The sequence below is a fragment of the Sulfurivirga sp. genome (assembly GCF_015490265.1).
Classification (GTDB): domain Bacteria; phylum Pseudomonadota; class Gammaproteobacteria; order Thiomicrospirales; family Thiomicrospiraceae; genus Sulfurivirga.
Window position 1 is genome coordinate 1 of the sequence record NZ_WFYD01000076.1, and the last position, 24,779, is coordinate 24,779.

Consider the following 24,779-nt stretch of genomic DNA (forward strand, 5'->3'; position numbering starts at 1 on the left):
AGCAGATCCGCCCCTGGGATGTGCTGGACCCCAAAGTGCTGCAGCTGTTTCTGGACACCCCGCGCCACCTTTTTGCACCGGAAGAACACCGGGATCTGGCCTACATGGATCTGGAAGTACCCCTGCCTCACGATCAGGTCATGCTGGCACCGAAGGTAGAAGCGCGCATGCTGCAGGCGGTGGACATTGACGAAAGTGAAAAGGTGCTGGAAATCGGCACCGGCTCCGGTTTCATGACCGCTCTGCTGGCACAGCTGGCCAAATCGGTCACCACGGTGGAATATTTCGCAGACCTGTCCGAAAGCGCCCGGGAAAAGCTCAAGGACTATGACAACATTCGTTTTGAAGTGGGCGATGGCGCCTGTGACTGGCAGGACGGCGAACAATATGACGTCATCATCCTCACCGGAAGCAGCGCCGAAGTGCCTCAGGCCATGCTGGAAAAACTGACGCTGGGCGGCCGCATGATCGCCACCACCGGCTGCTCCCCGCTGATGGAAACCTGGCTGATCACCCGCGTGGAAGAGCACAACTATGAGCGAGAGGCGCTGTTCGAAACGGACATGAAGCCGCTCATCCACTGCGAACCGAAAGATGCCTTTGTTTTCTAGAAGGCTTGCCCCCCTCTTTCTGGCGCTGGCACTGCTGGCGCCTCCCCTTCCTGCCGCACTGCCCGACCTGGGCAGTCAGGCCCGCCAGCAACTCACCCCGCAACAGCGCCAACTGTTCCGCCTGGGTTTTCTGCGCTCTCTCTACGACCGTCATGCCGTCATCGAAGACCCGATCCTGAACCAGTGGCTGACCCGCCTGGGCCAGTATCTGGCCCAGTATGCCGACACCCCGGAACCTGTGACCTTCCTGCTGATCGACAGCCCCGAAATCAATGCTTTTGCCGGACCGGGCGGGGTCATCGGCATTCACAGCGGCCTCATTCTCTCCGCCCGCTCCATTGACGAGGTGGCCGGCGTCATCGCCCACGAGATCGGCCATGTGCATCAGCATCACCTGCTGCGGCGACTGACTCACGCTGACCGCGACACCCTCACCAGCCTGGCAACGCTGCTGGCCGCCCTGCTGATCGGACAGAAGGACCCCCAGGCCGGCATGGCCATGTTCTACACCGGCAATGCACTCAACCTGCAGAACCAGCTGAATAACAGCCGCAGCGACGAAACCGAGGCCGACGCCCTCGGTCTTCAGCTGCTGCATGCCTCCGGCTACCGACCCGAAGCCATGGCCGATTTCTTCGAGCTGCTCTACCAGCGCAGCGAACGTGACACGCATTCAATACCGGAAATTCTGCGCACACACCCGGTCAGCCAGCACCGCCTGGCAGCGGCCAAGGACCGACTGGATACACTCAAACGAATCCATGCTTCCCGTGGCACACCGCCGCCGCTGTTGCCCTTTTCCCTCATAAAGGACCGCATCCGCCACCTTGAAAAACCTGAACGGGTGAACAGGACACATGTATCTGAAGCACCGTCCTGGCTGGCTGATCTCAATCATGCACTGACAGCCATACAGACGCGACCTCAGCACGTCATTTCCATTTCCCAAAATCTGATCAGACGCTACCCGGACACACTGGCAATCCGTCTCAAACTGGCACGGGCACTGGCCGACACACATCCACAGACTGCACTGCAACTTCTCGACCTTCCTCTCGAAGACAACCCGCCTCCCCTGCGCACCCTGCATGCCGATACACTGGCCGACCTGCTGGCGCGCATGGGTCAGCAGGCGCGCGCCCGCCTCTACGCAGCGGAAGCCAACTGGCTCAAAGGACGCTGGCGTCAGGCCCATAACCTGTTGAAAGAACTAGACCCCGCCCAACTGCACGGAAAAGAACGCCTGCGCTACGAACAGCTTCAACGCCAGACTGCCGCCCTGACCGATGCCTGACCTGCCCAAGCAAAACTTTATTTCTTCATTAAAGATTGCTATGGCCCCGCATTGGAAAACGCTTGCGTTTACTGGTTGATTGAGTAACCTTATGCTTCAAGAGCAGACCAGCTCATAAAAAGTTGTGGTCTTATTTCGATAAGACTAACCACAAGACTCTTTAGGAGGAGAGAATGAAAAACAAGATGATTCACGCTCTGGCTGCCACTGCGGTTGCCACCACGCTGATGGCGGCGCCTGTTGCCTCTCAGGCAGCCGGTGCCGACGCCAAAGTGGTTGCTGAAGGCAAGAAGCTGGCCTTCAGCCGCTCCAAGGGCAACTGCCTGGCCTGCCACATGATCAAGGGCGGTTCTCTGCCCGGCAACATCGGCCCCGCACTGATCGCCATGAAGCTGCGCTATCCCGACAAGCAGAAGCTGCGTGACAAGATCTGGGGCAAGCCGGAGCTTGAAGTCAAGTACAGCATGATGCCTCCGTTCGGACGACACGCGATTCTGTCAGAGGATCAGATCGACAAGATTGTCGAGTTCATCTACACTCTGTAACAGATTGCATTTTTCACACTATAAAATTAGGAGTCTTACCTATGAAGCGTAGATCCTTCCTGAAAGGCACCCTGGCAACAGGCGCTGCCGTGGTAGCTGTCAATGCGGGCCTGCTGACACCTTCTGCCGTTCTGGCTGACTGGAACAAGGCCGCTTTCGAAGCCAAGAAAGTTGACGAAGCCATCAAGGCCGTGTTCGGCACCACTGCTGCCGGCGAGTCTGGTGACCTGGTTCTGAAGGCGCCCGAAATCGCCGAGAACGGTGCGGTAACGCCGATCACCGTTGACGCTTCCAAGATGAGCGGTGTCGAGTCCATCGCCATTCTGGCCGACAAGAACCCCACTCCGCTGGTTTGCGTATACAACTTCTCCGGTCCCGCTCTGGGCTATGTCTCCACCCGTATCAAGATGGGTGAGACCATGAACGTCATCGCCATTGTCAAGGCTGGTGGCAAGCTGTACAAGGCTCAGCAGCAGGTCAAGGTTACCATCGGTGGTTGCGGCGGTTAATACTGCGCCCAACGAGAAGCTGTAGTACCGTTAAACCAAGCAAAGGAACAGAGTTATGTCTATCAAAATTCGTGTACGTGGCAAGGTCCGTGGCGGCGTAGCCGAAATCAAGGCGCTGATGAAGCACCCGATGGAATCCGGCCGTCGCATCAACAAGAAGACTGGCAAGCCCTATCCGCCCAAGTTCATCCAGAACGTGGAAGTTGCGGTAAACGGCACCAAGGCTGTTGATGCGCAATGGTCTGGTGCGGTTTCCGCCAACCCCTACATGGCCGTCAAAGTGAAGGCCAACAAGGGCGACGAAGTTGTCATCAACGTTGTTGACAACACTGGCGACAAAGGTTCTGCCAAGCTGAAGCTGAAGTAATTCGGCATCGGAGCGGTTCCGCCTGGAGCCGCTCTACTACATATATATTCTGACCAAAGCTCTCGGACGGAGGATTCCTAAATGAAAAAAACCCTTCTGATTACCGCACTGTCAGCCGGCGCTTTTGCCGTGGCAACCAATGCCTATGCTGGCAGCAATGTTGATCCCGAAAAGGATCGCAAGCAGTTTGTCGACTTCATCATGGCAAAAAGCCCCAAGGTACCGTTTGAAGAATACCGCTTGGGCGCCTACATCTACAACGCTGACAAGAAGGCTCAGTACGAAGCCGTTGACGAATTCCCGCCTTACCTGGATGCCATCGACCTGGGTGAGGAACTGTGGAACAAGGACCGCGCCGTCTATGAAAAGTGCTTCGGTTCCGATGTTTCAAAAATCCGTCCCAAGTATCCCTACTTCGACGACAAGCGTGGCGAAGTGGTCACGCTGGAACTGGCCATCAACGAGTGCCGCAAGAATGCCGGCCTGAAGCCGTTCAAATGGGGCAAGGGTGACATCGCCCGCCTGAGCGCCTATCTGGCCTACAATGCCCGAGGCCAGAAGATCAACGTCAAGATCGACTCTGAAGGCGCCAGGAAAGCCTATAACGCCGGACGTGACCTGTTCACCAAGCCGCATGGCCAACTGAACCTGTCCTGCGCCAAGTGCCATGCCTACAACGCTGGTCGTCGTGCACGCGCCAACATTCTCTCTCCGGCGCTGGGTCATACCACCCACTTCCCGGTATGGCGCGCCAAGTGGAACTACCTGGGCACCCTGCACAAGCGCTATACCGGCTGCATGAAGAACATGCGCTGGGATCCCAAGACTGTAGGAGGTCCTCAGTCCGTGGCTTTCCGTAACCTGGAGTTCTTTGAGGCCTATCTGTCCAATGGCCTCGAGATTGACGGTCCGGATTACCGCGAATAAGCGTCATCAGGCTCCATCAAAAAAACCCGGCCGTCCTGCCGGGTTTTTTTGTTTCTGCATGTCAGGGGGCTGCCGGCAATGGCTACGCCTCCTGCCGGCGGGTGAACACCCAGTTCTTCTCATCGGACAGCTCCGGTGCGAACCCATACCCCCCATAGTCGAAATACTTGAGCTCTTCGGCATCCTGAACCTGGTGATCGATGGCCCAGCGCACCATCATGCCCCGCGCCTTCTTGGCATGGAAGCTGATGATCTTGTACTGGCCGTTCTTCCAGTCCTTGAAGACCGGTGTGATGACCTCCCCTTCGATCCGATTCGCATCAACCGCCTTCCAGTATTCATTGGAGGCAAGGTTGACCAGCTGTCTGCTGCCCGATGCCGCAAGGCGTTCATTGACCAGTCCGGTCACTGCTTCCCCCCAGAAGGCATAGAGATCCTTTCCAGCAGGGTTTTCCAGCCGTGTTCCCATCTCCAGCCTGTAGGGCAGAATGCGATCCAGCGGGCGAAGCAGGCCATACAGGCCGGACAGTATGCCCAGATGCCTCTGGGCATACTGCAGCCCGGACGGTTTGAGCGTATCCGCATCCAGCCCCTGATACACATCCCCGCGGAACATGAAGACCGCCGGCTTTGTCCTCTCCTCAGGAAAGGGCACTTCCCACGCCTGATAGCGTTCGAAATTGAGTTCGGCCAGCTTGTCGCTCAGCTTCATCAGCGCGGCAATCTCGTCAGGTGCCTTGCGCTGCATGATGCGTGCCAGCTCATCAGCCCGCCCCAGCAGTTCGGGTTCCGTAATCGGAATGGCCGTCGGGTTTACCTGTGGTGATTCGTCCAGCTTCTTAGCCGGTGAAATGAGCATGTACATGATGCATCCTCCCAAACGAAACAGGGCGCCATGGGGCGCCCTGCTCTGTGTCTACTGACAGACTGACTGCTCAGCAGTCGCTGTCGGCATCAGCATTCGGATCATAGCCACCAGCGGGCTTGCCTGCCGGCTGCTGCACATGCTGCTGAGCCTTTTCCTGCGCACCCTGTGCACTGTTCTGGTCACCCCCCTTGGAGCAGGCGGCAACACCCAGCACGAACAGGGACAGCATCATCAGTTTGACAGCTTTCATGGTTACACTCCTTCCATTGAGATTGAAAAAAGAATCATGCGGCAAACGTTTCGGGCGTTACACCCTGACCTTCGAGGAAATGCCGGATCTTGATCACTTCGTCCTTGCTTTCCAGCGTGTGGCCGTGATGGGGCAGAATGATGACCACTTCCTGGCCGTTGTCGGCCTTGACCTTGGCGTGGTGGTTCTTGGTAATCTCCACCTCGTAGCCGAGGTGCTCGAACAGATGCTCAACCGCCTTCCAGTCGATATTGGTGCTGACCGGATGGCCGAAGATCATCTCCAGCGTCTGTCTGTGCTTGCGTGCGCTCATCGATTTTCTCCACAATTGAACAGCGTCATTTAAGCACACCCTAATCTCTTTTCCAAGTCTCGCAGGCGCTCAGGGGTGCCCACATCGTGCCATATCCCTTCATGCAGACGGCCTGTCACCGCACCCCGAGCCATGGCGCTGCGCAAAAGTGGTGCCAGCGGAGCCGGCCTGTCGTCCAGTCCGGCAAACAGCGCGGGCGAGAGCACGCTGATACCGGCGAAAGTGTAAGGGCCCTCGGGCAACACTTTCCCGTTTTCCAGCCCGAAATCCCCGTGGGGATTATGGGGTGGGCTCGACACCAGCACCAGATGGGCGGCCTCAACCTGATCCGGCAGAGAAGCAAAGTCAAAGTCCGTCCACACATCGCCATTGACGACGATGAAAGGTCGCTCGCCCAGCCAGGGGAGTGCACGGACAATACCGCCGGCTGTCTCCAATCCACCCGGCGGCTCAGGGGAGAAGATGACCTCCATGCCCCAGTCCCGCCCTGTGACATAGGCCTCGATCTGCGCCTTCAGCCAGGCACCGTTGACCACGACCCGCTGGATACCGGCGTTGCGCAGGCGTCGCAGATGCCGGCCCAGCAGGGGCTCGCCACAGACCGGCAACAGCGGTTTGGGGGTGGTGTCCGTCAACGGCCGCATCCGCTTGCCGCGCCCGGCGGCCAGAATCATGGCCACCTCAGGCATGCTGCGCCTCGAAAGCTGGCAACACCGTCTCCCCCACCCAATCAGCCAGAACCCGGGTTTCGGGATAGTGCACACCCACCTCCACAATGTATCGGAGCGTATTGGGCACATCGGCCAGGTAGCGGCTCTTGCCGTCCCGGTGCCACAGGCGGGCAAAGATGCCCGCAGCCTTGAGGTGACGCTGAATGCCCATCAGATCAAAGGCGCGCACGAAACCACGCCAGTCCTCCGGTCGCTGCAGACCAACCTGCACCAGCTGATCAAAATACTGTTTGCGCCAGATATCCACTTGTTCTGCAGGCCAGCGCACGTAACAGTCCCGCAGCAGGGAGGCGGCATCGTAGGTCAGCGGGCCGCGCACCGCGTCCTGAAAATCGAGCAGGCCCGGGTTGGGGTCGCTGACCATCAGGTTGCGGCTGTGGTAGTCCCGATGCACGAACACCTGAGGCTGGGCCAGCGCCGACTCGCTCAATGCAGCCGTCGTCTCCGGCCACCAGTCGGGAGTGTCCAGCGACAGGTGGCGCTCCACCAGCCAGTCGGCAAACAGCGCCATCTCCTCCTGCAGCAGTCGCATATCATAGGTGGACAACTGGTCAACATATCCGTCTCCCGCCTGCTGCATGCGCACCAGCGCCATCAGCGCATCCCGGTAGAGGGCGTCCGCCGTTTCTTCATTTAGTGCCTGCTGATAGTCCACCGTGCCCAGATCACTCAGCAGCACGAAGCCCTCCTCCCGGTTCCATGCAAATACTTCCGGCGCATTGAGCCCCATCTCCCTCAGCCAGCCGGCGATGCGTACGAACGGCTCGGTCTGCTCCTGCTCAGGCGGTGCATCCATGACGATAAAGGTTCGCTCACCGATCTCAATGCGGAAATAGCGCCGGAAGCTGGCGTCGCTGCTGGCCGGAACCGGCTCGGAAGACGGGGTCTCCCCCAATTTTGCGGGGACGGTTTCCGCCAGCCACTGGCGCAACCGGGAAAAACGCGGGTCTGTGTCCAATTGGCGCCCTCCAAGGCTAAAATGAGGCTTTCTGATGCAACTGGCGGTTATTTTGAGACGAACGGCGCTGATTTTCACCGCTTTTTTGTGGCTGCCGGCAACCGTGGGCGCGGCCGAGCGTTGCCAGTATCCCTGGCTGTTTCCGCCCGCTGAAAGCCTGCCCGTATCCGGACCGACGCAGGCATGGGGCGTGCGCCTGCATGCCGATGCGCACAAGGCGGTGCTGGAAGGGCCGGTCGAACTGCTGCGCCCCAAAGGACGACTGCATGCGGATCGGGCTGAATGGATTCGTCTGCCGCGACAACTTTTCCGCGCCGTCGGCCATGTCACCCTGGAAACGCCCAAACTGCTGCTGCAGGCCCAGGAACTGACCTATTCTCGTCACGAGAAGATCATCAGCGGCCGCAATCTGCGCTTTCAGACCCGTGACCGTCGCTACAGAGGCCAGGCCGGCCATCTGCGCGATGAACGCGCCAAAGGTCAGGCCCACATGCGGGACGCAGCCATCACCAGCTGTCCGGTCGGTCGCAACGACTGGCTGCTGCATGCCAAAAAGCTGCGGCTGGATCGCAGTAGACAACGCATCTACGCGCATCACGCCTGGCTGACGATCCATGATGTGCCGGTGCTCTACACGCCATACATCAGCTATCCCACCAGCCGCCGTGGCAGCGGCTTTCTCATGCCGCGACTGGAAAGCTACAAGTCCCCCAACCGCACGGATACCAGCTGGCTGGTGGGCATTCCCTACTACTTCAATCTGGCACCCAATTACGACGACACGCTTACCTTCTATCAAATGCAGGACCGCGGCACTCTGCTGGACAATGAGTTCCGCCTGCTGACAAGACAGGGTCAGGGCACATTGCTGGGCGGATTCATCCGGGACGAGGCGCTGGGGCGCGACCGCTGGCGCTGGCAGTTCAAGGGCAGCTACCGGCTCACCCCTGCCCTGACCGCCTCGGCCGACTGGGCGGACGTCTCTGACAAGGACTTCTTCGCCGACCTGCCGCTCGACCCCAACCTCAAGACCGAAACCCACCGCAAGCGCACCCTGCGGCTTGAATGGAAACCAAACTCCAATTTCAGCACCTGGGTGGCCCATGAGGACTGGCTGCTGCTGAGAAATCACGGCTACGACTACGAACGCCGCCCCGAGGTGGGCCTCCACTGGACCACACGTCTTACCGATGCGGTGGACACCCACCTGAATGCGTCAGGCACGGATTTCGAAATCCCCATTGCCGGCCACGGCAAGCCGGAAGGCTGGCGCTACGTGCTCCACCCCACACTCGGTGGAGAATGGGTGGAAGAATGGGGGAGTTACGGCTTCAAGGCTCAGCTGAAGGGCAACCGCTACAGCCTCAACGACGGACGGACACCCGCCTTCTGGGTACCGCTGGCGGAGGTGCACGGCCAGCTGGTGTTCGAACGACTGGCTCCGGAGTGGGGCAAGGGTTGGAAACAGACACTCGAACCCCGCATCCAGTTCAGCTGGATTCCCCGGGTGGATGATCAGCTCGCCGCCCCCAATTTTGACAGCAGCACCCGCAGTCTCAGCTTTGACAATCTGTTCGTGCTCAACCGCTTCAGTGGTGGCGACCGCGTCGGTGACACGCAGAGACTGTCCCTGGCGCTGACCACCCGCCTGCTGACGGAAAAGGGCAAGGAGCGGCTGCGCTTCGCCGTGGGTCAGGCCTTCTGGCTGGCACCCCGCTACATCGGACTGGACGGGTTGAAGAAAGACACCACCCCTGCCAGCGACTACTATGTGCTCGGCCGCCTGAGCAGCCACCACCTGTTTCTGGACACCACCGCCCAGCTTCGCCGTCGGGACATCAGTCTGGACAACCTGATCACCCGCTGGCGACTGCGTGGCCGGGGCTGGCGCTGGCTGGGACAGCTCAAATGGGAAAACGTCGGCACCGACAGCGAAAGCCAGAGCCTGCTCACTGGCGCCCACATCGAGCTGGGCCGCGGCTGGTCGCTGGGCACCTTCTGGGAGGTCAACCTGACCGAAAACCGCGCGGTGGAACAGCTGCATGGCCTCGGATACGAAAGCTGCTGCTGGCGCGGCGAAATTCAGGTGGATGAAACCCGCCTCGACGATGGGCGATATAATTACGCCATCCGCTTCGTGCTCACCCTCAAGGGCATCGGAAGCGGCGGACGACGCTTCGACCAACAGCTCAAAGACAAACTCAACTTCTAAGGCCTGCCCATGACAACCCTCCTCCGTGCGCTGACCCTGCTGTGCCTGCTTGCCCTGCTGCCCGCAACCGGCTGGAGCGCCCAGCTGCTGGACCGCATCGTGGCGGTGGTCAACGACCAGCCCATTCTTGAAAGCGAGCTGGACGCCGCCACCTTGGACGCGCTGCGCCAGCTGCGTCAGCAGGGCATCACACCGCCTGACATGGCCACACTGCGCCGCAAGGTGCTCGACAACCTCATTCTGCGCACCATCCAGCTGCAACGCGCAAAGCAGCGGGGCATTCAGGTGACCGACGAGGAGGTCAACGCCCAGCTGGCCCGGATCGCCGCCGCCAATGGCCTGCCGCTGGACGCCTTCCGTCAGGCGCTGGATGCCCGGCAACCCGGCGCTTTCGAGCAGCTGCGCCGGCAGATCCGTGATCAGCTGCTGATTGAGAAGCTGCGTCAGCTGGAAATCGTGCGTCGAATCGATGTGACCGAACAGGACATCGACCAGTACATCCGACAGATCACCGGGGGCGGACAGAAGCGCTACCACCTGCGCCAGATCATGCTGGCCCTGCCCAGCGCCCCCACGCCTGAGCAGGTGCAGGCGCTGAAAAAACAGGCGGACAAACTGCGCCGGCAGCTGCAGCAGGGCGCCGACTTCGCCCAACTGGCCGTGCGCCACTCCAACGGCCCCAACGCCCTCAAGGGAGGGGATCTGGGCTGGCGCAGCACCAGTGAACTGCCGGACCTGTTCCTGCAGGCCGTCCAGGCTCTGCAGCCGGGACAGATCACACCGGTATTGCGCAGCCCGGGTGGCTTCCACATCCTCAAGCTGGAAGGCGTCGAGGACGCTGCCCCACAGGTGGGCGACGACCTGCGCCAGAAGGCGGCCACCAAACTGCGACTGCGCAAGGCCAGCGAGCTGCTGACCCTGTGGCTGCGCCGCCTGCGGGATGAAGCCAACATCAAGATCTACCTCGACGACCCGGCCACGCTGAAACCGTGAAGGCCCCACTTGTCCTCACCACCGGCGAGCCGGCCGGCATCGGTCCGGATCTTGTCATTCAGCTGGCCCAAGCCGGACTTGCCGCCGTCGTGCTGGCCGACCCGACCCTGCTCGAGGACCGGGCGCGACAGCTCGGACAACCCTTGCAGCTGAACGAATGGCGCGACGGCCAGCCCGTGACCGCCACCCCCGGTCAACTTCAGGTGCTGCCCGTTTCCCTGCGTGCGCCGGTCGAAGCCGGCCGCCCCGATCCTGCCAACGCCCCCCATGTGCTTGAACAGCTGCGCACCGCAGCAGAAGGCTGCCTCAGCGGCCGGTTTTCCGCCGTGGTGACCGGACCGTTACACAAGGGCGTCATCAACGACGCCGGACTGCCCTTCACCGGTCACACCGAGTTCTTTCAGGCGCTGGCGGGCGTGGATCAGGTGGTCATGATGCTGGCCACCGAAGGGCTGCGTGTAGCGCTGGCCACCACCCACCTGCCGCTGCGCGAGGTGGCCGATGCCATCACACCAGATCGGCTGGAACGGGTGCTCACCATTCTGGATGACAGCCTGCGCCGACGCTTCGGCATCGAAACGCCCCGCATCCTCGTGGCCGGGCTCAATCCCCATGCCGGCGAGCAGGGCCACCTCGGTCGAGAAGAACTTGAAATCATCGAACCGACACTGGCGCAACTGCGTAAACAGGGCCTGAACCTGACCGGCCCGCTGCCGGCGGACACCCTGTTCACCCCCCGCTGGCTGGTGGAAGCGGACGCCATGCTGGCCATGTATCACGACCAGGGGCTGCCGGTACTCAAATACACGGGGTTCGGCCGTGCCGTCAACATCACGCTGGGGCTGCCGTTCGTGCGCACTTCCGTAGATCACGGCACGGCGCTGGAGCTGGCCGGCACCGGGCGGGCCGATACCGGCAGCCTGGCCTACGCCCTTCAGGTGGCCCGGGAGATGAGCGATGGGACACAGGCATAAGAAGCGTTTCGGACAGAACTTTCTCAACAACCGCCGCGTGATAGAGCGCATTGTGCGCGCCGTCGATCCCCAGCCGGAAGATCATCTGGTGGAGATTGGCCCCGGAGAGGCGGCCATCACCCTGCCGCTGGCGCGCAGCGGTGCCCGACTGGATGTGATCGAGATCGACCGGGACCTGATCCCGCGGCTGGAAAAGCTGTTCGCACCGTTTGACAACATCACCCTGCATCAGGCCGACGCGTTGCAGTTCGACTTCGGCCAACTGACGCCCACGCCCCTGCGCGTGGTGGGCAACCTGCCCTACAACATCTCCAGCCCGCTGATCTTCCACCTGCTCGGCTTCAAGGCGGCGATCCGGGACATGCACTTCATGCTGCAGAAGGAGGTGGTCGAGCGCATGACCGCCGCTCCCGGCAGCAGGACCTACGGGCGACTGAGCGTCATGGTGCAGTATCACTGCGACGCCACCATGCTGTTTACCATCGGGCCGGGCAACTTCACGCCGCCCCCCAAGGTGGATTCAGCCATCGTGCGCCTCGTGCCCCGTCCTTTTCCGGTGCTGGCGCATGACGAGGCGCATCTTGAGGCACTGGTCAAACAGGCGTTCAGCCAGCGACGCAAGACCCTGCGCAATACACTCAAGGGGCTGGCCACGCCAGAAGACCTGGAAGCGGTGGGCATTGATCCCACCCTGCGGGCCGAGGCGGTGCCTGTGGAGGCTTTCGTCCGGCTGAGCAACCTTCTGGTGGAGAAGGACTGATGGCGCTCTACATCATCGGTGACCTGCAGGGCTGTTTCGATCCACTTCAGCAACTGCTCGGGCAGATCGACTATGACCCGGCTGCGGATGAGCTGTGGTTCGTAGGCGATGTGGTCAACCGCGGCCCTCAGTCACTGGAGTGCCTGCGTTTCGTGCGCCGACTGGAAGAAAGCGGCCGTGGCCGCATGGTGCTGGGCAATCATGACTTCCACCTGCTGGCCCAGGCCGCCGGACTGACCCGTTTCAGATCCAGAAAGGACACCCTGGACGAGATCCTCAACGCGCCGGACCGCAACAGCCTGATCGACTGGCTGCGCCAGCAGCCCCTCTACCTCCCCCATGAGGTTTACAACCTGGCCATGGTGCATGCGGGCATTCCACCTCAATGGACGCATGAACAGGCCCGCCAGGAAGCCGAAAACGTGGCCGACCACCTCCGCGATGCGGACTGGAAGACCTTCGTGCGCGGGCATCTTTTCGGTTCCGAACCGGCCTGCTGGCACGAAGGGCTCACCGGCTGGGATCGCCTGCGCTACGCGGTCAACGCATTCTGCCGCATGCGCTACTGTGACCCGCATGGCTGTCTGGAATTCCAGTGCAAGGCTGCCCCCGGCCATCAGCCGGAAGGCTACGCCCCCTGGTTCGTGCACCCCGTCCGGCGCAACAAGGACCGCACCATTTTCTTCGGCCACTGGTCCACCCTGGGCGCCTACGACGGCTACAACGTGCATGCGCTGGACACCGGCTGCCTGTGGGGTGGCCAGCTCACCGCCTGGCGAGTTGAAGACGGCACCCGCCACACCCTACAATGTCCTCAGACTCTGCAACCCGGTAAACATTCGTGAGCGACAACGCCCTGCCGGACACCCCTCCTCCCGAAACCGAAGAACAGGCCGACGTCTTCTATGACGACATGCCCTCCGCCGACGACCTGCTCGACAGGCTCAACGCCATCGACCTGAATCGCCTCGACCTGGAGCAGGTCTCCGCGGAAATGCTCGGCAAATGGAAGTGGGCCCGGGTGCTGGTGATGCCGGTGGGCGCCGTGCTGCTGTTTCTGCTCACCTGGCTGTTTGCCGCCCTCAGCGGCTATCTCATTCCCAGCTTCGTGGTAGCAGCCCTGACTCTGCTGCTGATCGGCCGCCTGCTGGATCGCTACGAAAAGGCGCTGATGCAGGCCGCCCGTCAGGCGGTAGAGAACTACATCGCCGAGGTGGAGGGCAATACCGGCCTGCTCATCTACTTTCAGGACTTCCTGCCCAAGAAATACAGGCCGCTGATCAAGGCTCTGCAGGACGGCTTCTATGGCTACATTCCCCAGTATCGCGAGGCGGTGCAGCTGCTGCGCGAGCAGCTGGATCCCGTCAAGTTCCAGACCTGGTGGCTGATCAAGCGGGACACCCTGCGCACCCTCGGCCGACCCATCAAATATTACGAGGAGCGGGCACGCCGCCTGCTGCTGCTGAATGATGAGGATCTGGCCACGCTGCTTGAACATGTCAGCGAGCAGGATATCCTCAACCTGCTGCTGCTGGCCCATGACGAAAAGCTGGCGCGCCGGGTGCTCGGCCATCTGAGCGTGCTCATCGCCCAGAACATCAAGACCGAACTGATCAAGGTGCAGAAACTGGACAAGACCCGCGCCAAGATCAGCGTGGACAAGGTCATGGACACCGGGCGAAAACTGGCGGCAGGCGGCCAGCTCTCCGTGGAACCCGACTTCTTCGCCTGATGCTATAATTCTCCCGCCTCACTTCACGCGCCCATAGTTTAACGGGATAAAACAGGGGCCTCCTAAGCCCTAGCTCCAGGTTCGAGTCCTGGTGGGCGCGCCATCCTTTCCAACTTCGTGATATAATTGGTCTTTTCGCGCCGATTTGAGTCTCAGCTTGCGGGCGCGTTACAAATGCGGCTAAAGCGAGAGGTCGAACACCCTTCCCCTCCCGCCCGCCGCTCATCTGTCATCACAACACGGGAACACAGGACATGAGCGACTATATCTTCACTTCCGAATCCGTCTCCGAAGGCCATCCGGACAAGATCGCCGACCAGATCTCCGACGCCATTCTGGACGAAATCCTCAAACAGGACCCGGACGCCCGCGTGGCGTGCGAAACCTTCGTCAAGACCGGCATGGTGCTGGTGGGCGGTGAGATCACCACCGAAGCCTGGGTGGATCTGGAAGAACTGGTGCGCCAGGTGGTCAAGGACATCGGCTACGACAAGGCGGACTATGGCTTTGATGGTGATACCTGCGCAGTGCTTTCCGCCATCGGCAAGCAGTCCCCCGACATCGCCATGGGCGTGGACGAGTCCGAAGAGCACGAACAGGGTGCCGGCGACCAGGGACTGATGTTCGGCTACGCCACCAACGAAACCGAGCAGCTGATGCCCGCACCCATCTACTACGCCCACAGGCTGATGGAGCGGCAGGCCTTCCTGCGCAAGGCCAAGCACCTGCCGTGGCTGCGCCCCGACGCCAAGAGCCAGGTCACCCTGCGCTACCGGGACGGCCAGCCCGTGGCGGTGGACGCGGTGGTCGTCTCCACCCAGCATGATCCTGACATCTCCAATGAGGTGATCCGCGAAGCGGTAATGGAGGAGATCATCAAGCCGGTGCTGCCCGCCGAGTGGCTGCACAGGGACACCCGCTACCACATCAACCCCACCGGCCGCTTCGTCATCGGCGGTCCGGTAGGCGATGCCGGTCTGACCGGGCGCAAGATCATCGTAGACACCTACGGCGGCATGGCCCGTCACGGCGGTGGCGCCTTCTCCGGCAAGGACCCCTCCAAGGTGGACCGCTCTGCCGCCTACGCCGGTCGCTATGTGGCCAAGAACATCGTTGCCGCAGGCTTGGCGGACAAATGCGAGATTCAGGTTTCCTATGCCATCGGCGTGGCCGAGCCCACCTCCATCAGCCTTGACTGCTTCGGCACGGAAAAAGTGCCGCTGGAGACCATCGAACAGCTGGTGCGTGAACACTTCGACCTGCGTCCCAAGGGTCTGATCACCATGCTGGATCTGAAACGGCCCATCTACCGCAAGACGGCGGCCTACGGTCACTTCGGCCGTGAACTGCCGGAGTTCAGCTGGGAGCGCACGGACAAGGCGGAGGCGCTGCGCACAGCCGCGGGACTGTAATCTCACACAACGGAGCAGGACATTCTCGACGCCGTTGCAGCGGCTGTTGGCCTCAGGGCCGGACCAGCATGGCAAGCGTCTGACAGAAGGGCGTTCTGCCATGCACGGCTCAGGCCCTGCAGCCGCTTGACGGCAAAGCCATGAGCAGGCAAGAATTGTCCTGCACCTGCCAGTTGTCTGCCATAGCGGCTCACTCTTTGAAAAAATGCGGAACACCATCATGCAGTCACAGCAGAAATACCCCCAGCCGGTCAGCCTGGAATTTTTCCCGCCCCGCACCGACGAAGGCTTCGAGAAGCTCAAGGACACCATTGCCGAGCTGGGCGCACTCAGGCCGGAATACATCTCCGTCACCTATGGCGCCGGCGGCACCACCCAGGTACGCACGGTGGAGACGGTGACCTACATCCAGCAGGAAACTCCCTATGACGCCGCCCCGCATCTCACCTGCATCGGCCAGACGCGGGACAGCGTGCTGGAACTGCTGCACACCTACGACCAGCTGGGCGTGGAGCGCATCGTGGCCCTGCGCGGCGATCTGCCCTCAGGCATGCTGGACCCGGGCGAGTTCAAATACGCCTCCGACCTGATCCGCTTCATCCGTGAGCAGACTGGAGACCGCTTCAAGCTGGAAGTGGCTGCCTACCCGGAAACCCACCCGCAGGCGAAAAACTGCGACGAGGGTATCCGCTGGTTCAAGTACAAGGTGGATCAGGGCGCCGATGAAGCCATCACCCAGTACTTCTACAATGTGGACAGCTACCTCTACTTCATCGACAGCTGCGAGGCGGCCGGTATCGACCTGCCCATCGTGCCCGGCATCATGCCCATCACCAACTATGACCAGCTGATGCGCTTCTCCAACATGTGCGGTGCCGAAGTGCCCCGCTGGCTGCGCTGCCGGCTGGAAGGCTTCTCCGACCGCGGCGACATGGAAGGGCTGCGCGCCTTCGGGCGGGATTTTGTCATCACCCTGTGCCAACGCCTGCTGGATGCGGGTGCGCCCGGACTGCACTTCTATACCATGAACCAGGTGGAACCGACCCGCAGCATCGTGCGGGCGCTCACCTTTCACCGGCCCGCATGAGCCTCAAACACCGCCTCTATCTGCCCGTCGACTACACCGGCGAACGCATCATCCCCCTGCCGGAGGCGGCGGCCCACTATCTGACACGGGTGCTGCGCCTCGGCCCCGGTGACCAGATCGAGGTGTTCGACGGCGCAGGTCAGGCCGCGCTGGCCGAACTGGTCAGCGTGGGCAAGAAACGGGCGGAGATTGAAATCCTCGCCCACCGCCCCGCCGAATCCGTGGAGTCTCCCCTGCACACGGTGCTGGCACAGGGCATCAGCCGGGGCGAACGCATGGACTGGACGCTGCAGAAGGCCACCGAACTGGGGGTGACCGCCATTCAGCCCCTGTTCACCGAGCGTTGCGAGGTCAAGCTCAAGGGCGACAAGCTGCTCAAACGCATGGCCCACTGGCAGCAGGTGGTCATCTCCGCCTGCGAGCAGTCCGGCCGGCGCGTGGTGCCTGCCGTGCTGGAGCCGCTGCCGCTGACCGACTGGCTGGCCCACTTCCGTCCGGGGCTGGTGCTGGACCCACGGGCCGAACAGCCCTTCTCAGCCCTGGATACACCCATTGAGCCGATGCACATTCTCGTGGGTCCAGAGGGCGGTCTGACCGAGGAGGAAGTCACTCACGCGCGGCAGGCTGGCCTGACGCCGGTGCGACTCGGCCCGCGCGTACTGCGCACCGAAACCGCCGGCTGCGCCCTGCTGGCGGCGGCTCAGGCCCGCTGGGGGGACTGGTGATAGAATAAACCTTCAAAATAAAACCTGATCGATACATGCCATCAACTCATATTGTCCCTAACCTCCAGACCACGCTCACCGGTCCCCTGCTGGAGCTGGAGCGCCACCTGCTGGATCACCAGAGCCAGATCGAAAGCTGGTTCCGCCAGCAGTTCCGCGCCACGCCAGCCCCCTTCTATGCCTCGGTGGACCTGCGCAACGCCGGCTACAAGCTGGCACCGGTGGACACCAACCTGTTTCCCGCCGGCTTCAACAATCTGGCGCCGGAGCTGCGCCCGCTGGCCGTACAGGCGGCTCAGGCGGCCGTCACACAGGCCTGCCCGGTGGCCGATGGTGTGCTCATCATTCCGGAAAACCACACCCGCAACACCTTCTATCTGGAAAACGTGCGCGCGCTGCAGCATATTCTCTGCGCTGCCGGCTACGAGACCCGCATCGGCTCGCTGCTGCCGGATCTGACCGAGCCCATGACGCTGGATCTGCCCTCCGGCGAGACCCTGACGCTGGAGCCGCTGGTGCGCAAGGGCGACCGGGTGGGCGTGGGCGACTTCTTCCCCTGCGCCGTGCTGCTCAACAATGACCTCTCCAGCGGCCGGCCGGAAATCCTCGAAGGCATCGAACAGACGCTGCTGCCGCCGCTGGACATGGGCTGGGTCAGCCGCTACAAGACCCATCACTTTGAGCACTACACCCGGGTGGCGGCCGAGTTCGCCGCGCTGATCGACATCGACCCGTGGATCATCACCCCCCGCTCCGTGCAGTGCGGTCCGGTGGATTTCAAAAAGCGCGAAGGGCTGGAATGCCTGGCCGGGGCGGTCAACAGCGTGCTGGAGGAAACGGCCCGGGCCTATGCCGAACACGGAGTAGAAGACACCCCCTTCGCCGTGGTCAAGTCCGACCGGGGCACCTACGGCATGGCCATCATGAGCGTGCGTGACCCGGAGGAGATCCTCTCGCTCAACAAGAAGCAGCGCAACAAGATGAGCTCCGGCAAGGAGGGACTGGTGGCCCACCAGATGATGGTGCAGGAGGGCGTCTACACGTTCGAAACCCTCAACGGCGCCGTGGCCGAGCCGGTGGTTTACATGATCGGCGCTCGCGTCGTGGGCGGCTTCTACCGGGTGCATACCGGCAAGAGCGCCACCGACAACCTCAACGCGCCCGGCATGCACTTCGAGCCGCTCTCCTTCGCCGAGGCCTGCGCCCTGCCCGACCATCAGGCCGACCCGGACGCCGCCCCGAACCGCTTCTACGCCTACGGCGTGGTGGCACGGCTGGCGCTGGTGGCCGCCGCGCGGGAGATCTGCGAGACCAAACCTGAATGCGCAGGAGCCGCCGAATGAAACTGCTGGTGGTGATGGACCCCATCGACACCATCAAACCGTGGAAGGACTCCACCTTCGCCATGATGCTGGCGGCGCAGCAACGGGGCCATGACGTGTTTTACGCCACGCCTGAGGATCTGTGGCTGGACGGCAGCCGTGTCATGGTCGATGCCCGACCCGTGGCGGTCTTTGACCGGCGGGAGGATTACTATCAACTGGGCGCGCCCCTCACGTGTCCCGCCTGCGAATTCGACGTGGCGCTGATGCGACAGGACCCGCCGTTTGACCAGCGCTATCTCACCGTCACCCATCTTCTCTCTCTGGCGCAACGGGACGGCCTGTGGGTGATCAATGACCCACAGGCGGTGCGCGACTGCAACGAGAAACTGTTCACCGCATGGTTTCCCCAGTGCATGCCGCCTACCCGCGTCAGCGCTCGGGCCGATCACCTGAAGGCCTTCATCACCGAACAGGGAGACACCATCCTCAAACCGCTGCACGCCATGGGCGGGGCCGGCATCTTCCGCGTGCGCGCGGGCGACCCCAACACCAACGCCATCATCGAGACCCTGACCCACCGGGGCCGCATGCCCATCATGGCACAGCGCTATCTGCCGGAAATCCGCCAAGGCGACAAACGTATCCTGTTGATTGATGGGGAGCCTGTGCCCTATGCGCTGGCGCGCATTCCCGCCGAGGGCGAGACCCGCGGCAATCTGGCTGCCGGCGGGCAGGGCGTCGGCCAGCCACTGAGTGAGCGGGACCGCTGGCTGGCGGCGCAGGTAGGCACCACCCTGCGGGAAAAGGGACTGGTGTTCGTGGGACTGGACGTGATCGGCGACTGGATCACCGAAATCAACGTCACCAGCCCCACCTGCATCCGTGAGCTGGACGCCCAGTTCGGTCTAGATATCGCCGGAGAGCTGATCGACCATCTGGCCGACCGGCTGCCCCGCCACATCAGCGACTGACCCAGCGCAGCCACACATAGCCGCTTACCGCGGCGATCAGCGAAGCCAGCAGCACTGCCATCTTGGCCTGCGCCAGCAGCTCGGGCTGGCCGGGCCAGGCCAGCTCGGCAATGAAGATGGACATGGTGAAACCGATACCGCCCAGCAGGCCCACGCCCACTAACTGAGACAGGCGCGCTCCGTTCGGCAGCGCGGCCCAGCCCAGCTTCACCGCCAGCGCCGCTGCCCCGGAAATGCCGATCATCTTGCCCAGCACCAGTCCAAGAATGATGCCAAGGGAGACGGGGCTGACAAACGCCTGCGCCAGTGCCTCACCCGAGATGGGAATGCCGGCGTTGGCCAGCGCGAACACCGGAATCACCAGTAGCGCCACCGGCAGGTGCAGCGCATGCTCCAGCCGGATCGACGGCGGCAGTACGCCTTTGGCGGCTTGTTCCACCGAAAAGATGATGCCCTTGTGCTCGGCGGAAAGGGCATCATCCCGCTGCGGCGGGGCAGCGCGAAAACGGGTCAGAAACCCTTCCACCAGATCATCGAAGAACTGGGGCTTGTACTTGGGATGCGCCGGGATGGCCAGCGCCGCCAGCACGCCGGCCACCGTGGCATGCACGCCGGAGGCGAGCATGAAGGCCCACATCAGCACCGCACCCAGGGCATAGGGCCACAGTCGGTAGATGCCCATGCGATTGAACAGCCACAGCACCGCCCAGACGCCCAGCGCTGCCGCCAGGGCATCCAGCGCAATGGTGTCGGTGTAGAACAGTGCGATCACCGCCACCGCGCCCAGGTCGTCCACGATGGCCAGTGCGATCAGGAAGGTCACCAGTCCGCTCGGCACCCGACTGCCAAGCAGCACCAACGCCGAGATGGCGAAGGCAATGTCCGTGGCCATGGGAATGCCCCAGCCGTTGACCGTGGGCTGACCCCAGTTGAGGCCGAGAAAAATCAGCGCCGGCACCACCATGCCGCCGATGGCGGCCACCACCGGCAGCAGCGCGGCACGGATGTCCGACAGCTCGCCCACCAGCAGTTCCCGCTTGATCTCCAGCCCGATGACGAAGAAAAAGAACGTCATCAGGCCATCATTGACCCAATGGTGCAGACTCATGCTGAGCACATGGTCACCAAAACCGATGCTCAGCGGCTGCTCGAAGAAGTGATGGTAGGCCGCACCCCATGGCGAGTTGGCCAGCACCAGCGCCACCAGCGTCATGGACATCAGCGCCAGCGCCGTGGCCGTCTGGGAGTGGATGAACTCTTCAAGGGGCGTCAGTACCCGGTCGGCCACCTTTTCCCACGGCGCCAGGGCGCGGAACTGCTCAGGAATTCTGAAATGCATGGTTCGTCCGTTGTTGATTGTTCGACGGCCTATTATTGACCAACGGCAATGGCCGGAAAAGGGAAAAGTATCAATCGAGCCAGATGAGCGTGGCCATGCGTCCGGTGCGCCCGTCACGCCGGTAGGAGTAGAAACGCGCCGGTTCGGACCAGGTGCACAGACCACTGTTGACCACACGGCCGACACCCAGCCGCTTCAACTGCCAGGCGGCGATGGCGGCCAGATCCATGAGCCATTTCCCGCCTCTGGCGTCAAAGTGCGTCGGCAGAGCTCGGCGCCCGTTCAGCATGGCCTCATACACCTCGCTTCCCACTTCGAAATGGTCATGGCTGATGCCCGGGCCGATCCAAGCGGTCAGCGCTTGCGGCATCACAGGCAGCGTCGCTACGGTATTGTCGATCACGCCATTTTCCAGCCCACGCCAGCCGGCATGAATCGCCGCCACGCAGCGGCTCTGCTCATCCGCCAGCAGGATGGGCAGACAGTCCGCCGTCATGACCGCCAGAACCACACCGGGCGCATCGGTCCAGGCGGCATCGGCCAACAACGGGGTCTCCCCCATTTTTACAGGCTGCGAAAATTTCGCCACCCGAGCGGTATGCTGCTGATCAAGAAAATGGGGCATGGAAGGCAGTTTCAGGGCTTCAAAGAGCCTTTTGCGGTTTTTCCGCACCGCATCCGGGTCATCGCCTACATGCAGCGCCAAGTTGAGGCTTTCATAGGGCGGCTGACTCACACCGCCGGCGCGCACCGTCTGCCAGGCGTGGACACCGGCCGGCGCCGGCCAGTCAGGCACGAAGCCGAGCGCATCCATCAGTCCCACTCCATCAACTGCCCGTCATCGGCCACCCAGGCTACCTCCACCTCGTCGTCATACGCCCAGTCATCCGTCTCCTGCTCGGCCTCCCACACCATCTTCTCATCCCGCAGCAGGTCGATCATGCCGGCCATGTCCTCCGGCAACGGCGTGGAGAAGCTGACCGGCTGCCCCGTGTCCGGGTGGATGAAGCTGAGCCGCCCGGCGTGCAGCGCCTGGCGGGAAAAGGCGCGCAGCGCTTCGATGAATTCCGGCGCCATGCCCTTGGGGATCTTCAGGCGGCGACCACCATAGACCGGATCACCCAGCAGGGGATGACCGATCATGGCCATGTGCACGCGGATCTGATGGGTCCGCCCCGTCTCCAGCTTGACGCGCACATGGGTAAAGCCACGGAAGCGCTCCACCACGCGGTAGTGTGTCACCGCAGGCTTGCCACCCACATCCAGCGCCGCCATGCGCTTGCGGTCCTTCGGGTGGCGTCCGATATTCTTCTCGATGGTGCCGCCGGAAATGGGCTCGCCCTGCACGATGGCTTCATAGACCCGTTCCACCGTTCGCTCGGCCAGCTGCTGCACCAGCGACTGATAAGCCTTCTGGGAGCGGGCCACCACCATCAGGCCGGTGGTGTCCTTGTCCAGCCGGTGGACGATGCCCGCCCGTGGCAGCCGCTGCAGCGCGGGGTCATGGTGCAGCAGACCGTTGAGCAGGGTGCCGCTGGCATTGCCAGCCCCCGGGTGCACTACCAGCCCCGCCGGTTTGTCGATGACCAGCACATGGTCATCCTCATGGACGATGGGCAGATCCATGGGTTCAGGAACGGCTTCAACCTGCTCGGTGCGCTCAAGGGCCAGCTCCAGCGCCTCACCGCCCAGCACCCGGTAGTTGGGCTTGGTGACCGGCTCGCCGTCCAGCCGCACACGACCGGCGCGGATGGCCTGCTTGACCTGCTCCCGGGAGAGATCATCAAAACGGCGCGCCAGCACCGTATCAAGCCGCTCGCCGGCCGCATCAACAGGCAGACGGTCGTGTCGGATGTCCAGTTCGGCCATGTGGTATGATTCCCCGCATTCCAGAGACAGACTATTGTATGCGATGAAACTTCTGCGCCTGTTGGGCCTGCTGCTCGCCTTCGCCGCCGCCGGTGGCTGTTCCACCCTGTCCAACCTGACCGAAAAGCCGGAATCCCAGTGGACGGTGGCGGACTACTACGCCCACATGAAGGAGGCGTTCGACAACGAGCAGTGGGAGCAGACCATCAAATACGGCGAGAAACTGCTTGCATACTACCCCTACGGCAAGGAGGCCGAGCAGGCCTATCTGGATCTGGCCTATGCCTACTACAAGTGGGACGAGCCTCAGTCGGCCATCCGTACGCTCAATGATTTCATCCGCCTCTACCCGCGCCACCGGGTGCTCCCCTGGGCCTATTACCTGCGCGCCCGCGCGGCGGAGGCCATGGTCACCAGCTTCTTCGACCGCTGGATTACCGATCCGGCACGCCGATCCGCCGAAACCCTGCGTCAGGCGTTCAACTACTACAAGGCGGTGGCGGACAAGTTCCCCAACAGCGAATACGCCCGCGTGGCGCGGCGCAAGATGATCATCTTCTACAACCGCATCGCCCGCCATGACTACTATGTGGCCAAGTTCTACTTCGAACGGGGGGCTGATCTGGCCGCCATTGAGCGGGTCAAGGCGCTGATCCACCACTATCCCCACGCGGTGGCGGTGCTGGATGGACTGAAGCTGATGGAGGCGGCCTACCGGCGGCTGGGCATGGCGCCCCAGGCAAACCATGTGCGGGATGTGCTGGTGGCCACCTATGAAAAGCAGGTGCAGCGCCCCCGGCGGGAAACACGCCGCATGCAGGAGCGCATCCGCCAGCTTGAGCGTTACGATTACAAGACACGAAGCCGCAGCCTGCGCTGGAGCGACAGCGAACCGCTTTACTGATCCCCCCTTGGAAAACCTCGCCACTGCCGCAACCAGTCAGGGACCGCATCAGCAGCCAAGGGAGGCGAGATGAAATACCCCTGCAGCAGATCCACGCCCAGCGCGCGCAGCAACCGGTAGTGCGTTTCCGTCTCCACCCCTTCGGCCACCACCTTGAGCCCCAGCGCATGCCCCATGCTCACCGCGGCCCTGGCTATCTCCAGGTCCATCTCGTCCCGCGTCAGGTCCCGCACCAGCGACTGATCGATTTTGAGCTTGTCCACCGCCAGCTGCTTGATACGGGCCAACGAGGCATAGCCTGAGCCGAAGTCGTCGATGGCCACCGCCCGAACCCCTTCCTGTTGCATCAATGCCAGCAGATTGCCTGCATCCTCGTTCTGCTCCAGCGAGCGGGATTCGGTCAGCTCGAACTCCACCTGTCCGGTCAGATGATGGTCGCGCAGGCGGTCCATGATGCGCTCCACCTGCTCGGCGGTCAGATCCAACGGTGAAAGGTTGATGGCCACCCTAAACGGGAGAGCCCCCATTACCTGCTGCCAGCGCGCCAGATCCACCAGCACCTGCTCGACTACCCGACGGGTGAGCGCATTGATCAGACCCGAGGCCTCCGCCACAGGGACGAAGTCTTCCGGCTGCACCCGGCCGAGCGTCTCATCCTCCCAGCGCACCAGCGCCTCAAAGGCCTCCGGCTCGCCATTCAGGGTCACCACCGGCTGATAATGCACATGGAGCAGGTTGTGCTGCAACGCCTGTTGCAGACGCATGTTGATCTGCACCCGACACAGCATCTCCTCCTGCCAGGCGGGGTCGAAGAACATCCAGCGGTGGCGCCCGTGTTGCTTGGCGCGGGACAGGGCCGCATCCGCCCGGCGGACCAGTGTCTCGGCCTCATCACCCAGTCCGGCTGCGATACCGATAGAGGCCCCTACGTGAAAATTCTGCCCCTGCCACTCAATGGGCCTCTCCAGCTGACCCAGCAGCTGTGCCGCCAGCCGTTCCAGCGCAGGATGTGACAGCTCGTCTGCCTGCCACATCAGCACAAAGGCATCCGCGCCAAGATGGTAGCAGTGTGGCCAGTCGTCATCATGGCGGTCGCACAGCCG

At 62.3% G+C, this 24,779-nt stretch carries 27 protein-coding genes and 1 tRNA gene; 19 read left to right on the forward strand and 9 right to left on the reverse strand.

Going from position 1 to position 24,779, the window contains the following annotated elements:
- The 6 genes from F8K16_RS05310 to soxA form a co-directional block, all read left to right on the forward strand.
- A partial coding sequence (locus F8K16_RS05310) for a protein-L-isoaspartate O-methyltransferase (protein ID WP_294947954.1) occupies positions 1-611 on the forward strand: 611 nt, incomplete at its 5' end.
- Entirely contained in the window at positions 595-1,905 is a 1,311-nt protein-coding gene (locus F8K16_RS05315) for a M48 family metalloprotease (protein ID WP_294947957.1), read from the forward strand. The genes F8K16_RS05310 and F8K16_RS05315, both read left to right, overlap by 17 nt.
- Before the next feature lie 173 nt (positions 1,906-2,078).
- Complete coding sequence (soxX, locus tag F8K16_RS05320; protein ID WP_294947961.1) at positions 2,079-2,450, forward strand: sulfur oxidation c-type cytochrome SoxX; 372 nt, start codon at positions 2,079-2,081, stop codon at positions 2,448-2,450.
- Positions 2,451-2,491: 41 nt separating this feature from the next.
- Positions 2,492-2,959, forward strand: a complete 468-nt coding sequence (soxY, locus tag F8K16_RS05325; RefSeq protein WP_294947964.1) for a thiosulfate oxidation carrier protein SoxY — start codon at positions 2,492-2,494, stop codon at positions 2,957-2,959.
- Between the two features lie 55 nt (positions 2,960-3,014).
- Positions 3,015-3,326 (forward strand): thiosulfate oxidation carrier complex protein SoxZ, encoded by a 312-nt coding sequence (gene soxZ / locus F8K16_RS05330; RefSeq protein ID WP_294947966.1) that lies wholly within the window; start codon positions 3,015-3,017, stop codon positions 3,324-3,326.
- Positions 3,327-3,407: 81 nt separating this feature from the next.
- On the forward strand, positions 3,408-4,253 hold the full coding sequence (soxA, locus tag F8K16_RS05335; RefSeq protein WP_294947969.1) for a sulfur oxidation c-type cytochrome SoxA: 846 nt from the start codon (positions 3,408-3,410) through the stop codon (positions 4,251-4,253).
- Positions 4,254-4,335: 82 nt separating this feature from the next.
- Here the strand turns inward: soxA and yaaA are convergent, their stop codons facing one another.
- The 5 genes from yaaA to F8K16_RS05360 all read right to left on the reverse strand — a co-directional run bounded on the left by yaaA (position 4,336) and on the right by F8K16_RS05360 (position 7,373).
- On the reverse strand, positions 4,336-5,118 hold the full coding sequence (gene yaaA, locus F8K16_RS05340; RefSeq protein ID WP_294947971.1) for a peroxide stress protein YaaA: 783 nt from the start codon (positions 5,116-5,118) through the stop codon (positions 4,336-4,338).
- Positions 5,119-5,188: 70 nt separating this feature from the next.
- The gene (locus F8K16_RS05345) at positions 5,189-5,371 is read right to left on the reverse strand and encodes a hypothetical protein (protein WP_294947975.1); all 183 of its coding nucleotides are present in this window, start codon (positions 5,369-5,371) and stop codon (positions 5,189-5,191) included.
- 34 nt (positions 5,372-5,405) lie between these two features.
- Positions 5,406-5,684 (reverse strand): hypothetical protein, encoded by a 279-nt coding sequence (locus F8K16_RS05350; RefSeq protein WP_294947977.1) that lies wholly within the window; start codon positions 5,682-5,684, stop codon positions 5,406-5,408.
- Between the two features lie 29 nt (positions 5,685-5,713).
- Complete coding sequence (gene murU / locus F8K16_RS05355) at positions 5,714-6,373, reverse strand: N-acetylmuramate alpha-1-phosphate uridylyltransferase MurU (RefSeq protein ID WP_294947980.1); 660 nt, start codon at positions 6,371-6,373, stop codon at positions 5,714-5,716.
- Positions 6,366-7,373 carry a phosphotransferase gene (locus tag F8K16_RS05360; protein WP_294947982.1) on the reverse strand — a complete coding sequence of 336 codons (1,008 nt, stop codon included), beginning with the start codon at positions 7,371-7,373 and terminating at the stop codon, positions 6,366-6,368. The genes murU and F8K16_RS05360 overlap by 8 nt, the downstream gene beginning before the upstream one ends.
- Before the next feature lie 34 nt (positions 7,374-7,407).
- On the opposite strand from F8K16_RS05360, the gene F8K16_RS05365 reads away from it, so the two are divergent.
- From F8K16_RS05365 to gshB, 12 genes are all read left to right on the forward strand, one after another.
- Positions 7,408-9,585, forward strand: a complete 2,178-nt coding sequence (locus F8K16_RS05365; RefSeq protein WP_294947984.1) for an LPS assembly protein LptD — start codon at positions 7,408-7,410, stop codon at positions 9,583-9,585.
- A 9-nt stretch (positions 9,586-9,594) separates the two neighbouring features.
- Positions 9,595-10,578 carry a peptidylprolyl isomerase gene (locus F8K16_RS05370; RefSeq protein WP_294947986.1) on the forward strand — a complete coding sequence of 328 codons (984 nt, stop codon included), beginning with the start codon at positions 9,595-9,597 and terminating at the stop codon, positions 10,576-10,578.
- Positions 10,575-11,552, forward strand: coding sequence for a 4-hydroxythreonine-4-phosphate dehydrogenase PdxA (pdxA, locus tag F8K16_RS05375; protein WP_294947988.1), 978 nt, complete (start codon positions 10,575-10,577; stop codon positions 11,550-11,552). The genes F8K16_RS05370 and pdxA overlap by 4 nt, the downstream gene beginning before the upstream one ends.
- Positions 11,536-12,312, forward strand: coding sequence for a 16S rRNA (adenine(1518)-N(6)/adenine(1519)-N(6))-dimethyltransferase RsmA (rsmA, locus tag F8K16_RS05380; RefSeq protein WP_294947991.1), 777 nt, complete (start codon positions 11,536-11,538; stop codon positions 12,310-12,312). The genes pdxA and rsmA overlap by 17 nt, the downstream gene beginning before the upstream one ends.
- Positions 12,312-13,157 carry a symmetrical bis(5'-nucleosyl)-tetraphosphatase gene (locus F8K16_RS05385; protein WP_294947994.1) on the forward strand — a complete coding sequence of 282 codons (846 nt, stop codon included), beginning with the start codon at positions 12,312-12,314 and terminating at the stop codon, positions 13,155-13,157. The genes rsmA and F8K16_RS05385 overlap by 1 nt, the downstream gene beginning before the upstream one ends.
- The gene (locus F8K16_RS05390; RefSeq protein WP_294947997.1) at positions 13,154-14,044 is read left to right on the forward strand and encodes a hypothetical protein; all 891 of its coding nucleotides are present in this window, start codon (positions 13,154-13,156) and stop codon (positions 14,042-14,044) included. Before F8K16_RS05385 ends, F8K16_RS05390 begins: the two co-directional genes overlap by 4 nt.
- Before the next feature lie 27 nt (positions 14,045-14,071).
- Positions 14,072-14,147 (forward strand) — tRNA-Arg (locus F8K16_RS05395).
- A gap of 151 nt (positions 14,148-14,298) precedes the next feature.
- Positions 14,299-15,456: a methionine adenosyltransferase gene (metK, locus tag F8K16_RS05400; protein WP_294947999.1), complete on the forward strand. Its 1,158-nt coding sequence runs from the start codon at positions 14,299-14,301 to the stop codon at positions 15,454-15,456.
- 220 nt (positions 15,457-15,676) lie between these two features.
- Positions 15,677-16,543 (forward strand): methylenetetrahydrofolate reductase [NAD(P)H], encoded by an 867-nt coding sequence (metF, locus tag F8K16_RS05405; RefSeq protein ID WP_294948002.1) that lies wholly within the window; start codon positions 15,677-15,679, stop codon positions 16,541-16,543.
- Positions 16,540-17,268 carry a 16S rRNA (uracil(1498)-N(3))-methyltransferase gene (locus F8K16_RS05410; protein WP_294948005.1) on the forward strand — a complete coding sequence of 243 codons (729 nt, stop codon included), beginning with the start codon at positions 16,540-16,542 and terminating at the stop codon, positions 17,266-17,268. The genes metF and F8K16_RS05410 overlap by 4 nt, the downstream gene beginning before the upstream one ends.
- Before the next feature lie 35 nt (positions 17,269-17,303).
- On the forward strand, positions 17,304-18,611 hold the full coding sequence (gene gshA, locus F8K16_RS05415; RefSeq protein WP_294948008.1) for a glutamate--cysteine ligase: 1,308 nt from the start codon (positions 17,304-17,306) through the stop codon (positions 18,609-18,611).
- Complete coding sequence (gene gshB / locus F8K16_RS05420; RefSeq protein ID WP_294948011.1) at positions 18,608-19,564, forward strand: glutathione synthase; 957 nt, start codon at positions 18,608-18,610, stop codon at positions 19,562-19,564. Before gshA ends, gshB begins: the two co-directional genes overlap by 4 nt.
- Here the strand turns inward: gshB and nhaA are convergent.
- The 3 genes from nhaA to rluD form a co-directional block, all read right to left on the reverse strand.
- On the reverse strand, positions 19,554-20,903 hold the full coding sequence (gene nhaA, locus F8K16_RS05425; RefSeq protein ID WP_294948013.1) for a Na+/H+ antiporter NhaA: 1,350 nt from the start codon (positions 20,901-20,903) through the stop codon (positions 19,554-19,556). The genes gshB and nhaA overlap by 11 nt on opposite strands.
- A 70-nt stretch (positions 20,904-20,973) precedes the next feature.
- A complete protein-coding gene (gene pgeF / locus F8K16_RS05430) occupies positions 20,974-21,717 on the reverse strand; it encodes a peptidoglycan editing factor PgeF (protein WP_294948015.1) in 744 nt (247 codons plus the stop codon).
- Positions 21,717-22,772, reverse strand: a complete 1,056-nt coding sequence (gene rluD, locus F8K16_RS05435) for a 23S rRNA pseudouridine(1911/1915/1917) synthase RluD (protein WP_294948017.1) — start codon at positions 22,770-22,772, stop codon at positions 21,717-21,719. The genes pgeF and rluD overlap by 1 nt, the downstream gene beginning before the upstream one ends.
- 43 nt (positions 22,773-22,815) lie before the next feature.
- Between rluD and bamD the strand changes: the two genes are divergently transcribed.
- Complete coding sequence (gene bamD, locus F8K16_RS05440; RefSeq protein WP_294948019.1) at positions 22,816-23,676, forward strand: outer membrane protein assembly factor BamD; 861 nt, start codon at positions 22,816-22,818, stop codon at positions 23,674-23,676.
- On the opposite strand, the gene F8K16_RS05445 is transcribed toward bamD, so the two are convergent.
- Positions 23,670-24,779, reverse strand: a 1,110-nt coding sequence (locus tag F8K16_RS05445) for a bifunctional diguanylate cyclase/phosphodiesterase (protein ID WP_294948021.1), incomplete at its 5' end; no start/stop codon positions are given. The two genes, bamD and F8K16_RS05445, sit on opposite strands and share 7 nt — an antisense overlap.